Origin of the sequence: Rhizobium leguminosarum, from assembly GCF_002953715.1 — a bacterium.
Classification (GTDB): domain Bacteria; phylum Pseudomonadota; class Alphaproteobacteria; order Rhizobiales; family Rhizobiaceae; genus Rhizobium; species Rhizobium leguminosarum_V.
Genome location: NZ_CP025016.1, coordinates 18,647 through 32,908, shown reverse-complemented (window position 1 = coordinate 32,908; position 14,262 = coordinate 18,647). Strand labels below are relative to the sequence as shown.

At 60.4% G+C, this 14,262-nt stretch carries 10 protein-coding genes; 4 read left to right on the top strand and 6 right to left on the bottom strand.

Translation table 11 applies throughout. The features are described 5' to 3' along the window. Window positions 1–70 precede the first annotated feature (70 nt). The 6 genes from CUJ84_RS35070 to CUJ84_RS35045 form a co-directional block, all read right to left on the bottom strand. Window positions 71–1,384, bottom strand: a complete 1,314-nt coding sequence (locus CUJ84_RS35070) for an MFS transporter (RefSeq protein WP_105010055.1) — start codon at window positions 1,382–1,384, stop codon at window positions 71–73. A gap of 180 nt (window positions 1,385–1,564) precedes the next feature. Then, complete coding sequence (locus CUJ84_RS35065) at window positions 1,565–2,596, bottom strand: leucyl aminopeptidase (RefSeq protein ID WP_105010054.1); 1,032 nt, start codon at window positions 2,594–2,596, stop codon at window positions 1,565–1,567. Window positions 2,597–2,640: 44 nt separating this feature from the next. Next, window positions 2,641–3,279: an N-carbamoylsarcosine amidohydrolase gene (locus tag CUJ84_RS35060; protein WP_105010053.1), complete on the bottom strand. Its 639-nt coding sequence runs from the start codon at window positions 3,277–3,279 to the stop codon at window positions 2,641–2,643. Window positions 3,280–3,289: 10 nt separating this feature from the next. Continuing rightward, complete coding sequence (locus CUJ84_RS35055) at window positions 3,290–4,042, bottom strand: maleate cis-trans isomerase family protein (protein WP_105010282.1); 753 nt, start codon at window positions 4,040–4,042, stop codon at window positions 3,290–3,292. 71 nt (window positions 4,043–4,113) lie between these two features. After that, window positions 4,114–4,914 (bottom strand): alpha/beta fold hydrolase, encoded by an 801-nt coding sequence (locus tag CUJ84_RS35050; protein ID WP_105010052.1) that lies wholly within the window; start codon window positions 4,912–4,914, stop codon window positions 4,114–4,116. Beyond that, complete coding sequence (locus CUJ84_RS35045) at window positions 4,911–6,047, bottom strand: FAD-dependent monooxygenase (protein WP_105010051.1); 1,137 nt, start codon at window positions 6,045–6,047, stop codon at window positions 4,911–4,913. The genes CUJ84_RS35050 and CUJ84_RS35045 overlap by 4 nt, the downstream gene beginning before the upstream one ends. A 358-nt stretch (window positions 6,048–6,405) precedes the next feature. Here CUJ84_RS35045 and CUJ84_RS35040 point away from each other — a divergent pair, with 358 nt between their 5' ends. The 4 genes from CUJ84_RS35040 (at window position 6,406) to CUJ84_RS35025 (ending at window position 14,251) form a co-directional block, all read left to right on the top strand. Next, entirely contained in the window at window positions 6,406–6,930 is a 525-nt protein-coding gene (locus tag CUJ84_RS35040) for a (2Fe-2S)-binding protein (RefSeq protein ID WP_105010050.1), read from the top strand. Further along, entirely contained in the window at window positions 6,927–10,475 is a 3,549-nt protein-coding gene (locus tag CUJ84_RS35035) for a molybdopterin cofactor-binding domain-containing protein (RefSeq protein ID WP_105010049.1), read from the top strand. The genes CUJ84_RS35040 and CUJ84_RS35035 overlap by 4 nt, the downstream gene beginning before the upstream one ends. Before the next feature lie 100 nt (window positions 10,476–10,575). Then, window positions 10,576–11,514, top strand: a complete 939-nt coding sequence (locus tag CUJ84_RS35030) for an XdhC family protein (RefSeq protein ID WP_105010281.1) — start codon at window positions 10,576–10,578, stop codon at window positions 11,512–11,514. Then, window positions 11,507–14,251: a carbohydrate-binding protein gene (locus tag CUJ84_RS35025; RefSeq protein ID WP_245457665.1), complete on the top strand. Its 2,745-nt coding sequence runs from the start codon at window positions 11,507–11,509 to the stop codon at window positions 14,249–14,251. The genes CUJ84_RS35030 and CUJ84_RS35025 overlap by 8 nt, the downstream gene beginning before the upstream one ends. The last annotated feature ends 11 nt before the right edge of the window (window positions 14,252–14,262 follow it).

Sequence of the window (14,262 nt, the reverse complement as noted above, 5' to 3'; positions counted from 1 at the left end):
GTGTTCACGAGCGGTTTCGACGACGGCAGGGTCTCGCCGCACAGTGGTGTGCCGCGAGACTGCAGGCGATTTACTCGAGGATACGATCTTTCGATTCCGCGTTGATTAGCCAGACGCTGAAGGCGGCGACAACCAGCAGGCCGGAAATAACCCCTAGAGCAAGGCCGAAGTTCGACGTCATGAGAGGCGCCACGATCGAAGGCGCCAGGAGGCCGCCGAAACGTGCGACCGATCCGGCCATTCCCATCCCGCTGGCCCGAAGCGTCGTCGGGTAAATCTCGGGCGTGAAAGCGTAGATCGCACCCCATGTGCCCAGCAACGCAAAGCTGAGCAGCAAAGTCGCGGCCACCACGATCTCTGCAGTCTGCCCCAGCCCGTAAGCGAGGGTTCCGATGGCACTGAGTAGCAGGAAGCCGATCAATGTGGGCTTCCTCCCCCATCTCTCGACGCCATAGGCAGCAAGTGCATAGCCCGGCAGCTGAGCGATCGCCAAAATGACGAGGAAGACTTGGCCGCGGACGAAACCGAAACCATCGGCCGCGAGCTTCACCGGCAGATAGACAAACACGCCGTAATAGGAGACCGAGATCAGTATCCAGGCGAGCATCAGGAAAATCGTCCGGCGGCGCAGATCGCCGGAAAAAAGGGCGGCTATGGACTTGCGTTGCGGCGTCTGCTGCACGAGCGGCGGAATTTGGACATTCGTACCATTCGCCTTGGCGACCGTCTGCAGGACCTGCCGCGCCTGTTCCGAGCGCCCTTGCTGATTGAGATAGAGGGGCGATTCGGGAACGTAGAAGCGCAACACGACGCCGATCAGGGCAGGAAGACCGGTCACGAGGAAGATCGTCCTCCAGGCTTCACCACCTTGTGTTCCGGCAACGAGCGCCAGAAGGGCAAGTGCGACGGTGCCGATCGCCCAGAAGCCTTCGAGCAGAACCAGCCAACGGCCGCGCCGATCCGACGGAAGGAACTCCGCCATCATGGCATAATCGACCGGAAGTGTGCCGCCGACACCAAGGCCCGTCAGGAACCGCGCCACAAGCAGCCATTGAAGATCCGGGGCGAAAGCTGAGGCAACCCCGCAGATCGCATCGAGGATGATGGCGATGAACAGCACAGGCCTGCGGCCGATACTGTCTGCCAGCCGTCCGAAAACGAATGCGCCGATGAGCATTCCGAGGAAAAACAAAGTACCGGTCTGCAGTGCCTGCGGAACGGTGATGCCGAAACTTGCGGCAATCGACGGCGCGCTGAAACCGATCGCCAGAACCTGCATAGCGTCAGCGGCCCAGACGAGGCCGAAAATGACAAACAGACGCTTCTGAAAAGCGCCGACGCCGGCCATTCTAAGGCCGTCTTCAACTGTAATTGGTGACTGCATAGTACCCCTCTTTTTTAACATCATACTGGTCGCTGTGGCTCGAAAGCGGTGGTCTGTGCCACCTTGTATCTCTCGACAGCGAGCGCACGGGTTTGACGCGCCCCGACCGCCATTCACGGCGACCGGGGCTACTGAAATTTCTCCGTCTCTTCGAATACAATCCGGTCGGAAGCCGAAGAATCAGCCGAACTTGTGCTGCATTTCCTTGACGGCGATGTCTCCGTCCAGAACCATCGGCTCGTCATCCAGGAACAGCGAACAATTGCGCATCGGGATGTCCAGATGGCAGGCTGTGTCGTTTGGACCGCCCAGTTCGTTGTTCGGGCCGGTCGAAAACATGACGTTGCCGTAGAAGGATCGGGCCTCCATGCCCATGCCGCCCGGGAATTCGCCGGGCACCATGCGATGCCACTTGGCGTTCTGATTGAGGCCCCATCCGACATGGCTCATACCCATGCCACGCGGATCGTTGAAACCTGCCATGTAGGATTTGACCAGCTCGGCGTCGAGACCGCCGCGAATGTCGGTGATCCAACCATTTTCGATCGTATAGATAATCGGGTCTCGCACGTAGATATTCTGCGGCAGCAAGATATCGCCCGGAGCAACGACGATCGTACCGTCAACGCCGTCGTCGTCACCACCGGTGAACACGAAGCCAGACGGCCAGTGATCCCAGCGGCCTGGTTCGTCGGTGCACGCATATTCCGTGATGGCAGGATAGGTGTTGAGCTTGTAGATTACATCTGTGCCATGCGTAGAGGTGATCCGCATCATCTTCGCCTTGGAGAGCAGGTCACCGGCAAATTCGACGCGCTCGCGCAGTTCCTTTGTCGGCAACATGCGGGCGAGAAGCTCCGGCGGTTCCACAGCGGTGAGAATACGCGTGCCGGACGCCTGGATCGCCATCTGTTCCGGGCTGAAGAGCAGAAAGATGCAATCGATCAACATGTCGGCAGCCTTCAGGGCCTCGACCGCTTCCGGCATGGCTGCCAGTCCAGTTTGGCCGACCGCCCATGCACCTGCCGGCGGCACCGGCGGCAAACGCATGTGATACATCTTGGCGCCAAGACGCATACCCGCCGCCATGAAGGCGTCGGCGTAATCAAGGCGCTCGTTGCCCTGGGTAAGGACGATGAGTTTTTCGCCCTCGTGGACGCCCGACATCTTCAACTGATGCAGGCAGATTTCCGTGAAGCTGAAATGATCCATGCTTGTTCCCTTATATTGATTCAAGGCGTGGGCGTTTCGTCCAGTTACGGACCGAACTTGATCTTGGCGATTTCGGCGATCGCCTCCTCCCTCGAGACGACGTCGCCATATTTGCTGTCGATGTCGAAGAGGTTGGCATTGTGCGGGTCGGCATGCCGGTCGCCGACGCAATCGCGCACGACGATGGCCCTGAAACCGTATTGAACCGCATCGACGGCACTTGCCCTGATGCAGCCACTGGTCGAGCAGCCCGCCATGATCACCGTATCGATGCCCTGGGCGTGCAGATGCGACGCCAGACTGGTGCCGAAGAAGGCGCTGGCATATTGTTTGACAATGACAAGCTCGCTCTTTGCGGGCTGCACTTCATCGCAGAACTCGGCAAGCACATTGCCCTCGACCATTGCTTTCATGACAGGCGATTTCTTCACCCACATGCCGCCATCTGCGCAGTTTTCCGCCAGGTAGAGAATGCGCGTGTGGATGACAGGAATGCCGGCGTCGCGGGCGGCCTTCATCAGTTCGGGCGCCTGCGCGACCGCATCGACCACGCCGGGTGCATAAAGAGGTGCGCCCTCGATCGTATAGGCTTTCAGGAAATCGATAACGACAAGAGCCGGACTTTTACCAAACCCGATCCGGTTGCCCCACACACCCTGATAGTTCGCTTCGGCGCTTTGCATGCTCGTCTCCTTAGTAGGCGCCGGACAGAAGCGCGCCGGCACCCGGCACGACCGCTTCCAGACCGAGCGATTTCAGCATGCAGTAAGTCGTAGCGACCGCGGCTGTCAGAACCGGCTTTCCAGTCATCGCCTCCACCTTGGCAATCACCGGCAAAGACGGCATCTGAACGCAGGCCGACAGCACGATGACATCGACATCGGTCAGATCGAGCGTCTGTACGATGGCCGGCAGGTTATCGGGATCGTGGCGCGCGACATCGAGATTGTCGGGAATTTCCAGCGCTCGCCAATCCACAACTTCGAAGCCTTCTTCGCGGATATAATCAACGACGAGTTCGGTGAGCGGCTTCATATAGGGCGCCACGACAGCGATCTTCTTCGCCTCCATGACCTTCAGCCCCTCGATTAGGGCACCGGCGCTGGTGACGACCGGGATATTCGTTCCGTTTTCCAGCGTGCGGCCCGTCAGGCGTTTTTCGGACTGGCGATGATAACCAAGCCCCATAGCCATGATCGCAACGAGGCAGGCGTAACCCAGGACATCGACCCGGGCATCGGACAGTTCGATTGCGCAACGGTCGGATTCCGCATCCATCGCCGCCAGTTCTTCCTTGACGACCTTCTTCATGCGCATGCGGCTGGAATGGAAGGTGAAGCGTTCCGGACGGATGGACTGCCGCGCCGTCAGCATGGCCGGGATTTCGGTTTCCATGGTGGTGTTGGAACTCGGTACGATCTGACCGATACGGTAATATTTCTGCACGGATGACATCCTCTGCTTCACGAACAACGGGAAAAGAAACAGCGGCGGATCGCCTGATCCGCCGCTGCCGGTCAGCGGGAGAGAAAGTCTCCAAGGGCTGCAAAGAACCCGTCAAAATCATCCCAGGGGATCATGTGTCCGGCGTTCGGCACCCGGACGATCTCCAGTGCCGGATACAGCGAGAGCGCTTCGTCTTCGTCCGCCTGCTCGATCACACCGCCGCGGCCTGCCACCATCAATAGGGCGGGTTGCTTAAGCTTCGGCAGATCCGGAAAGATATCGTCGTTGTGGAAATCCTCGAACGCGGTGACGATCGCGGGCTCGTAGCAGGTGTGCAGCCATTCGGCCCGCAGCGTGAGTTGTTCGTCGGTCCAGGTCGGGCAGAATGCTTTCATGCCCTGCGCATCGATACCCTTCAGCGCCAGCCGGATGCTGTCGACATACCACGGCAACTTGCTCGGATAGGCCCTGCGCCCGGGTCCGGAGACCGGCGGATCGATCAGGGCCAGGCGCGAAAACGCCGACGGAGCAGAAACCGCCGCGCGGATGGCAATGCGCGCGCCCATCGAATGACCGAGCAGTGCCGGCCTGGAAAGCCCGAGTGCCGATGCAAAGCCGACGACGTCGGCTGCCATGGCATCAAGGCCGTAATCGAAATCCGGGCCGGTCGAAGACAGGCCGCGTCCGCGCACGTCGAGCACATAGACATCATATCGATCGGCCAGCCGCTCGGCGACGAAACCCCAGGTGATTGCCGGGCTCGTGATGCCCGGGATCAGGATAACGGTAGGGCCTTTGCCGCCATAGCGCAGATAATGCTGGCGGATACCGCCCGCAAAAACATTCGCGCCGTACAGCGCCTGCCCGCTCATGCCGCGTTCTCGCTCTTCAGCGGCTCGGCATAGACGTCGTAGCCATAAACCCATGAGGGATCTTCCTGGTCGAGCAGGAAGGTATTGGCATTGGAAACAGTCTGCACACGCGTTGCTCGATCGCGGCGGCTTGCCTCATAAAGCTTGAAGGCCGTACTGAAATCGCCGACGCCCGTTTCCTGCAGGCAGCGGGTCAGCATGGCCGCGTCTTCGATGGCCATGGCGGCACCTTGAGCCATATGCGGCTTCATCGGGTGGCAGGCATCGCCGAGCAGTACCAAACGGCCCCTGCTCCACAGAGGCAGCGGATTGCGGTTAAACAGCGGCCACTTTGTCACCGTATCGGTGCTTTCAATCAGCGCCTGAATGATCGGGTGATATCCTTCGAAGGCTGACGCCATCTCCTCGCGGCTGCTGTCGACAAAAGCCGAATCGAACTCCCAGGCGGGATGCGGGACGCCTGTGACATAGTAATATTCGTCGCGCCGGGCCGTTGTGTAGTAGACCATCATATGACGGTCCGGGCCCCACCATTTGACGCAATCTTCGAAGGTGAGATCGAATTTCTTGAGCTTGTCGGAGGAAATCAGCGCGCGGTGACCCACCCAGCCGCTGTAATTCGGTTTCTCCTCGCCCAGAAGCGTCTCGCGCACCCGGGAATTGATGCCGTCGGCGCCAATGACGATATCGGCGCGAACCGACGTTCCATCTTCGAATTCGATCAGCACATCCGTGCCCGTGTCCTCGACGCGCGCCAGCTTCTTGCCGAAATGCAAGGTGCCGGGCTGAAGCGCGTCACACTGGATCGCCTGCAGATCGCCACGATGAACCGTGCAATAGGTTGCGCCATACCCCTCAAGCGGAATTCGCGAGCGATAGTCGCCGGTGATGCCGTCCCGACTGAACCAGTGGGTCGGCGTGCTGCTGATATCGATGACTTGCCTGTCGACGCCGATGCGCTCGAATATCTTCAGGACATTCGGACCCATATGAATTCCGGCACCGAGGCGAGAGAAGCTGGGCGCCTGCTCATAGACATTGACGTCGAAGCCGGCATGCTGAAGCAGGGCACCGGCAACGGCGCCGCCGAGGCCCGCGCCGATAATCGCGATCTTTTCATTTTCCTTGGACATTGCGACCCCTCTATCCGTCTTTCGACGTGTTGTTCTCAGAATTGGATGATCGGCACAATTAATAGCGTATACGCTTTAAATAGCAAGCGCTCGGCATCCGGTTTTTGTCGAGTTTGCAATTATTAAATCAAAGCCTACCGGGTTTCTCGCCGTTTGCAACGGCAAAATTTGGCTTGCAGGCTTACCATATGAAGCGTATACGCTTTTTATATAATAATAAGGGGCAGCAGATGCGTGATGTCGGTGACAGTCGCATCGTTATGATGAACAGGCGCCGCAAGGGGCCCCGCCGCATAGCGATCCGTCCGGTAGCAAAAGGCTTGGGTTTGGCCGCTTATGCGGCGCTGGAGCAGCTGCCTTGACGCGGCCCGTTTCCGTTTCGTTGAATGTAAACGACGCCCTCTGGCACGTTGACGCAAAGCCGGAAACACCGCTCCTCTACATTCTGCGCAACGACCTTTCGCTGAACGGCCCGAAATACGGCTGTGGCCTGGGTGAATGCGGCGCATGCGCCGTTCTGGTTGACGGCCGTTCGGTGCGCTCTTGTACCGTGCCGCTTGGCGCAATCGGCACACGCCGCGTGACCACGCTCGAGGGGCTGGCGGTGGCCGGACATCTGCACCCGGTGCAGCGGGCCTTCATCGAAGAAGCGGCGGCGCAATGCGGCTATTGCCTCAATGGCATGATCATCGCCACGGTCGGACTGCTCAAGCGTAATGCCGATCCTGACGAGAGCGACATTCGCGAGGCTCTGCGGCACCATCTGTGCCGGTGCGGCACTCATCTTGAAATACTGGCCGCCGCGCGGCGCGCCGTTGCCTATGCCAAGGCGGAGCAGGCATCCACTTCAATGACGGACGGCACGACGGAGGTTTCGCCATGACCCTGCACCGCGAAACACCCAAATCGACCTACATGGCCGCCGCCGATACGCTCCTCATTGTTTCCGATATCGAACTGGGAGACACTGCCGAGCTTTTTATCGCCATCGGCCCGGATGGGCGCGTTGTCGCTTTCAATGGCCATGTCGATCTGGGAACGGGCATCCGGACGTCGCTGGCGCAGATTGTCGCAGAAGAGCTCAATGTCCCGTTCGAGCAGGTCGACATGGTGCTTGGGGCAACCTCGGCCGCCCCCAACCAGGGTGCGACCATTGCCAGCGAAACAATCCAGATCACCGCCGTTCCCCTTCGGTATGCGGCGGCGACCGCACGCCGTCATTTGCTTGTCAAAGCGTCTGAGAGGACCGGTACGCCGCTCGAAAAGCTCATCCTGGAAGGCGGCATCATTCGCGCCGATTCCGGTGAAAACTGGTGCTTGAGCTTTGCCGATCTCGTCGCCGGCGAGCATGTTCGCCTGTCGATCGACATCGACGCCGAACTCAAACCAGCGTCGGCCTATACGATTGTCGGCTCGTCGCGTCCGCGGGTCGATATTCCGGCAAAGGCGACGGGGCGCTGGACCTATGTGCACGACGTGCGCGTGCCCGGCATGCTGCACGGCCGTGTCGTCCGCCCGCCCTATGCCGGCTTCGATCATGGCGAGCATGTCGGCAATAGCCTGATTTCCATCGATGAGGCATCGGTTGCCGGTATCGAGGGTCTGGTTGGCGTGGTCGCCATCGGCGATTTCGTCGGTGTCGTCGCGACGCGCGAGGAAATCGCCATCGAAGCGGCAAAGACCCTCAAGGTCGTCTGGCGCGCAGCGCAGGAACGCCCTGACCTCAACGCACCGGAAGCTGCCTTGCGCGCCAACCCCGCGACCCCGCGCAAACTTGCCGATCGCGGCAATGTCGATATGGCCCTGGCCGGCAGCGCTCAGCCGATGAACCGCACCTATATCTGGCCCTACCAGATGCACGGATCGATCGGGCCTTCCTGCGCCGTGGCAGACTATCGCGACGATGGTCTGACAGTCTGGTCCGGTACGCAAAATCCCTTTCCACTGCGCCGCGATCTCGCCTTGCTGCTTGATATGCCGGAGGACATGATCCTCGTCGAACGGCTTGAAGCTGCCGGATGCTACGGCCGAAACTGCGCTGATGACGTGACCGCCGATGCTGCCCTCCTGTCGCGTGCGGTGAAGGCGCCAGTCAGGGTACAATTGAGCCGCGAGCAGGAACACGCCTGGGAGCCCAAGGGGGCGGCACAGATTATGGACGTGCGCGGCGGCCTCGATCTGGAGGGCGGCCCTTCCGCCTATGATTTCGAAACGCGCTATCCCTCCAACCTCGCCCCAACCCTGCCCTTGATCCTGACCGGCAAGGTACCGCCAGTCTCAGACGTGATGCAGATGGGCGACCGCACCGCGATCCCGCCCTATGCCTATGGCAACCTTCGCGTCACGGTGCACGACATGCCGCCGATCGCCCGCGCCTCATGGCTCCGCGGTGTTTCGGCCATGCCGAACACCTTTGCTCATGAGTGCTATGTGGACGAACTGGCCGCCGCTGCGGGCGTCGATCCAATCGAATACCGGCTGCGCTATCTCCACGATCCGCGCGCGGTCGATCTGGTCAAGGCGCTCGCCGAGCGGGCGAACTGGGTGCCGCACACCACATGGGGCACGCTTGGCGGCGAAGGCGATCTCTTATACGGGCGCGGCTTTGCCTATGCCGTCTATATCCACGGCCCCTTCCCCGGCAAGGCGGCTGCATGGGCTGCATGGGTCGCCGATGTCGCGGTTAACACGAAGACCGGCGAAGTTGCGGTCACGAAGGTGACCTGCGCCCAGGATTCCGGCATGATGATCAATCCTGACGGCGTCCGTCACCAGATCCATGGCAATATCATCCAGTCCACGAGCCGGGTGCTGAAGGAAAGGGTGGAATTCTCCTCAACAGCAGTCACCTCGAAGGAATGGGGCGGCTATTCGCTCATCACCTTCCCCGAAGTCCCCGATATTGATGTACTGATGATCCCCCGGCAGGACGAGCCGCCGCTTGGCGTCGGCGAGTCCGCATCCGTACCAAGCGCATCGGCCATCGCCAATGCCGTCTATGACGCGACCGGCATACGTTTCCGCGAATTGCCGTTGACGCCGGAACTGGTGCTGGCCACCCTGAATGGCAAGAAGAACAAGGCGTCACCGGCGGAACCTGTGAAAAAACGCAAATGGTGGACGATCGGCCTGTCTGCCGCAGGCGCTGTCGCCGCCCTTTCGGGGATCGTGACGATGGCCTCGCCATGGCGCCCCGCGATCGGCACGATCCCGACACCCGATAGCAACGTCTATAGCGCTGTGACGATCGAACGCGGACGCATGGCCGCTGCAGCCGGCGCCTGCAACGTCTGCCATGCCGGCCCCGACGGTACCCCGTTCGCTGGCGGACGGGGTTTCGACACGCCCTTCGGCGTGGTCTATGCCACCAACATCACCCCCGATGCGAAGAACGGTATCGGTGCCTGGTCCTATCCTGCCTTCGAGCGCGCCATGCGCGAGGGTGTAAGCCGCGACGGCCATCACCTCTATCCCGCCCACCCCTATACGTCGTTTGCGGGTGCGGAGGATGCGGACCTCCAGGCGCTCTATGCCTATATGATGACGCAGGCCCCGGTCGCCGCAAAGCCGCCGGAAACCAAGCTCAAGTTTCCCTATAATATTCGTTCGATGATGGCTGGCTGGAACGCCCTGTTCCTGAAGGCCGAGCCGTTCCGCTATGTTGAGGCGCGCGACGCGCAGTGGAACCGCGGCGCCTATCTCGTCGAAACTCTTGGCCACTGTTCGGCCTGCCATACCCAGCGCAATGTGCTGGGCGCGGAAAAGACCGGCGATGCTCGTTTGTCCGGAGGGTTTGCCGATGGCTGGGAAGCTCCCGCACTCAACGCCTTTGCCAAAGGACCCGTCGGTTGGACGGCAGACGCCTTCTACGATTATCTGCGCACCGGACATTCGCGTGACCACGGCAGCGCGGCCGGCCCCATGGCGCAGGTGGTCGAAGTCATGCAGCCCCTTCCAGACACTGACATCCGCGCCATGGCGACCTACCTCGCAAGCTTGAGTGGTGGAACGGAACCCGATGTCGCGGTCATCCAGAGCCAGGCAGCCATTGCCGCGAGCGAGACGGCCAAGGCCACCGCCGCGCGTCTATCGCCGAAGGGCGAGCGGATCTTCAACGGTGCGTGCGCGACCTGTCATACCGGCAACACGATCCTGCCGTTGCTCGCGCTCAATAGCAACCTGCATGCCGATACGCCGGACAACATTCTGCAGGTCATCTTGAACGGTGTCGAAGCGCCGGCGATCCTCGCCAAAACCAGTGGACGCGAGGCGCCGGAAGTCATGTCCATGCCCGCTTTCAGCGATACATTGAATGAGGGCCAGATCAATGACCTCGCAGCCTATCTCAGGGCGCGTTTTGCGCCGGACAAACCGGCATGGACAGACACGACGAGCGCCATGCAGCGCGTGACGGCGGCGAGCCACTGAAGGAGCGAACAACGTGGAGCAGTTTGAGACCGGCATCACCGCACGCAGGCTCTTTGAGAGCCCGAGTATTTCCGTCAGCGGCAGTTCGCCACGCTCCATCATGTCAACCGCTCGATCCATTCATGACATCATCCCCGCCGTCCCTTTCTGCGCCATCATGACAGATGATCCGGAAATGATCCTGAGCTACGTCGCCGAGCGCTTCGAGAAGGATGGCAAAAGCGCGCTGGTTACGCTGGTCGATATCCGCGGCGGGTCTGCACGCGCGCTTGGCGCCCAGATGGCCGTTGGTATAGATGGCGGCTATTGCGGCTATGTCTCGGGCGGCTGCACCGAGGCAGCTGTTGCCGCCGAGGCGATCGACGCGATTGCCAAGGGGCAAGATCGATTTCTCCTTCTCGGCGAGGGGTCGACCTTCTTCGACATCCAACTTCCCTGCGGTGGTGGCATCACGCTTGCCATCCATGTGTTGAAAGACGCCAGCCCCCTTCACCGTGTCCTCGCCAGACTTCGATCCCGGCGGGTCGGCGCCCTCTGCTATGATGCCGTGAAACAGACTATCACGGATGCCGAAGACGCGGAAAATGGCGCCTCCTATATTCGCCGTTACAGACCGTGCCCGCGCCTGGTGATGTTTGGTCGAGGCATCGAACTGGATTGCGCGACGAGGGTGGCAAGTCATTCTGGTTTCGAGACGTTTGCGTTCGATGGTCAATCGGGGCCAGGATTCGACGAGACGCTTGTTGATGCCGACACGGCAGTTGCCCTGCTGTTTCACGACCTCGACCAGGAACTTCCATTCCTGAAAATCGCACTTCAACGCCATCCTTTCTACATCGGAGCCCTCGGCAGCAAGCGCACGCATGAAAGGCGCCGTGAAGCGTTGCGAAAGTTTGGATGCACCAATCACGACATTGATCGTATCAAGGCCCCGATTGGCATGTTCGGGCCTGCACGCGATGGAAACACACTGGCCCTGTCCATTCTTGCCGATGTCGCTGCTGCGCGCTCGATCATGAAGTTCGACGGCGATGTGTGATCATGTCAATGCCAAAGGCTTTGGCAACGTGCACACTCACGCATCAAGCGACGTGGCGGCCTTGACCGATCCGCAGAACAAAAACCGAGCGCTGTTCGAAAATCCGACGGCTCCCTTTCGTCCTTCAGCCTATTGGTTCTGGCATTCCATTCCCGATGAAGCCGTCTGCCGTGCACAACTGACCGACTTCCGGGCAAAAGGCATCGGAACGATCCTCATTCAGGCTCGTCTCTCGCTGCCGCGCGAAGACTATCTTTCGCCCCCCTATCTCGCCGCATATCGCGTCGCCGCCCGCATCGCCGGTGACCTTGGCCTGAAACTCGGAATCTATGACGATTATAACTGGATCAGCGGTCATGCCGGGGGGCGCACCGTTGCAGATTGCGACGCCTTGCGCGAGCGGCACTTGTTCTGGTCGTCAGCAGCCTCATCTCAAGGCTCGATCAGCGGCATCCATCCGCCTTTCGTGGAGAAAATGGGTCCCGATATTCTTGGGTGGCAATATGAGGCAGGCAGGGTCGAATGGTGCGACTGGACGGTGGAGGCGGCCGTCCTGCACCCCCTTTCGGGCATTGAAAGCCTGGACGCGATTTCCGATGTGACGGCGCACACCGTCATTGCCGCAAGCGATGCCGTGTCCTGCACCTATGCATTCGACGGCCGGATCAAGGACGGTCAGGCCTTGACCGTCTTCATCAGCGCCCGGTCCTCGACATCCCGCCTGATAAACTATCTGCTGCCGCAGGCGGCTGAGCGTTTTATAGAGGTCGGGCTGGATCCGCTGCTGCAGACATTGGAGGGCTTGTTGCCGGACCCTGTCGGTTTCGTTTTCTATGATCAGCCGGCGGCAGGATTTTATCGCTGGGACCAGCTTTCTGGCGATCTCGGCAACAGCCTGCTTTTTGCATCAACGCTGCGCGAGACAATGGCGCGCCGTAGCGACGCGTCCTTTGCGAAAATTCTTCTGGCGCTGCTGCATGATATCGGCAGTGATACGCTGCGGCTGCGGGCACAATTTTACGCCGGGTATTCGGCTTTGATGAACGAAGCTTTTTTCGGCACGCTGCGCAGATGGTCCGACACGAACGGCATCGCCCTGACCGGGCACGAAATCCTGCCGCATATCGCTTCATGGTCGCTCAATGGCGGCTTTACCAGCATCGATCCACGCGTTGCTCCGGCCGTCGATTTTTTTGGGATCGACGCCTACCGGCATGAAACCGCCGTGGATTCCAACAATTTCGGCGCGCAGTTGGCCCCGAAACTCGGCGATTCCGTTGCTCGCTCGAACGGGCGTAGCCGGTGCATGGTCGAAACCTATGCCAGCGCGGAACGAACGCCCCGGCGTGCCGCCGGTCAATGGGAACTGACGCTGGAGACGGCGCGCGCCCAGGCGATCCGGCTTCATTGCCTCGGCATGCGGCAGTTCGTCTGGCACGGCGTCTATCAGACCGATGGTCGCGACGATGACCCGACACCATTCGTCAATCCGAGGTTTGATTTCGCTCCCGGCATCAATTTCGAGCCCTGGTGGAGTTATCACGACCTTTTCGCCGACGAGACTGCCCGGATTTCTGCCTTCATCGAACCGGCCAAACCCCACACGCCGGTTGCCATTCTCTACCCGCTCTACACCGCATTTGCGCAAGGACCGCGCCACGATCATGCCACGCATATCGGCGCATGGTGCGAGCAACTTCTCGCGCAAGGATGTGATTTCATGTTCGTGAGCGAGGCCGATCTTGCAAGGGCAACCATCGCGGATGGAAAGCTCTTGGCATCGGGGCTAGTTTTCGATGCCGTCGTGCTACCGTCCGTGACCGTGCTCGAAACGGTAAACGCCTTGCGGGCACTTGAGGCTTTCAAGACGGCCGGCGGCGCGATCTGGTCCTCCGGCGAACGCTTGTCCGTCACTTGCGACGGCGATGCGCCGATTACTCCCCCAGAGGTTTCTGCGCATATCGAAGGGCATCCAGAAAGCCGGGATATTGCCACTCTCGTGTCGTCCCTTCCATCCTGCGGCCCGCAGATCGAGAACCGTTGGGGCCGCATGCCGTGGCGGTGGATCGGATATGAAGCGGACGGCTGGTGGAGAATTGTCCTGTTCAACGACGGATCGGACGATCTTGCCATAGAAATCTCATACGGCGATGGGTTCGAATGCGAGGAATGGTCGCCAGCCGATGGAGCCATCCATGCGCCAGCCACGCTTAAGCGGTCTCTGGTCTTGCTCAAGCCGCAGGAGGTTCGGTGCATCCGGGTGCGGAAGGCATCGGAGTTCATGGCGGGTAACGGAGCCTTACAGGCCGTGCCCATCCCGGATCCTGTGGAAACGATATCTCTTGCCGACGGCTGGAGCTTTTCCCCTGGGCCCGATGCGGATTTCCAGTCGATTTCAGTCAGTGCCGGCTGGGAAACGCAGGGCTTCGAAGACTTTTCCGGCTTCGGCATTTACCGTTGCCAACTGACGATTACGACGCAAGCCGATTGGGTTCTGGAATTGCCGAAGGTCGAAACGGCCGTTACCGCGTTCCTCGACGGCAGCGAGATCGGCCGCCGAGCCTGGCGTCCTTATCACTTTACTCTCGGCCGCTTGAGCCCCGGCACGCATACGCTGGAGCTTCACGTCGCCAACACGGCGGCGAACCGCTACTACAGCGACACGCCCTATCTCGGCGACACTGCGGATAAAAGCGGATTGACCGCCGTACCGAAACTCGTCCCGCTTTCAAACTGACCGGATATCAG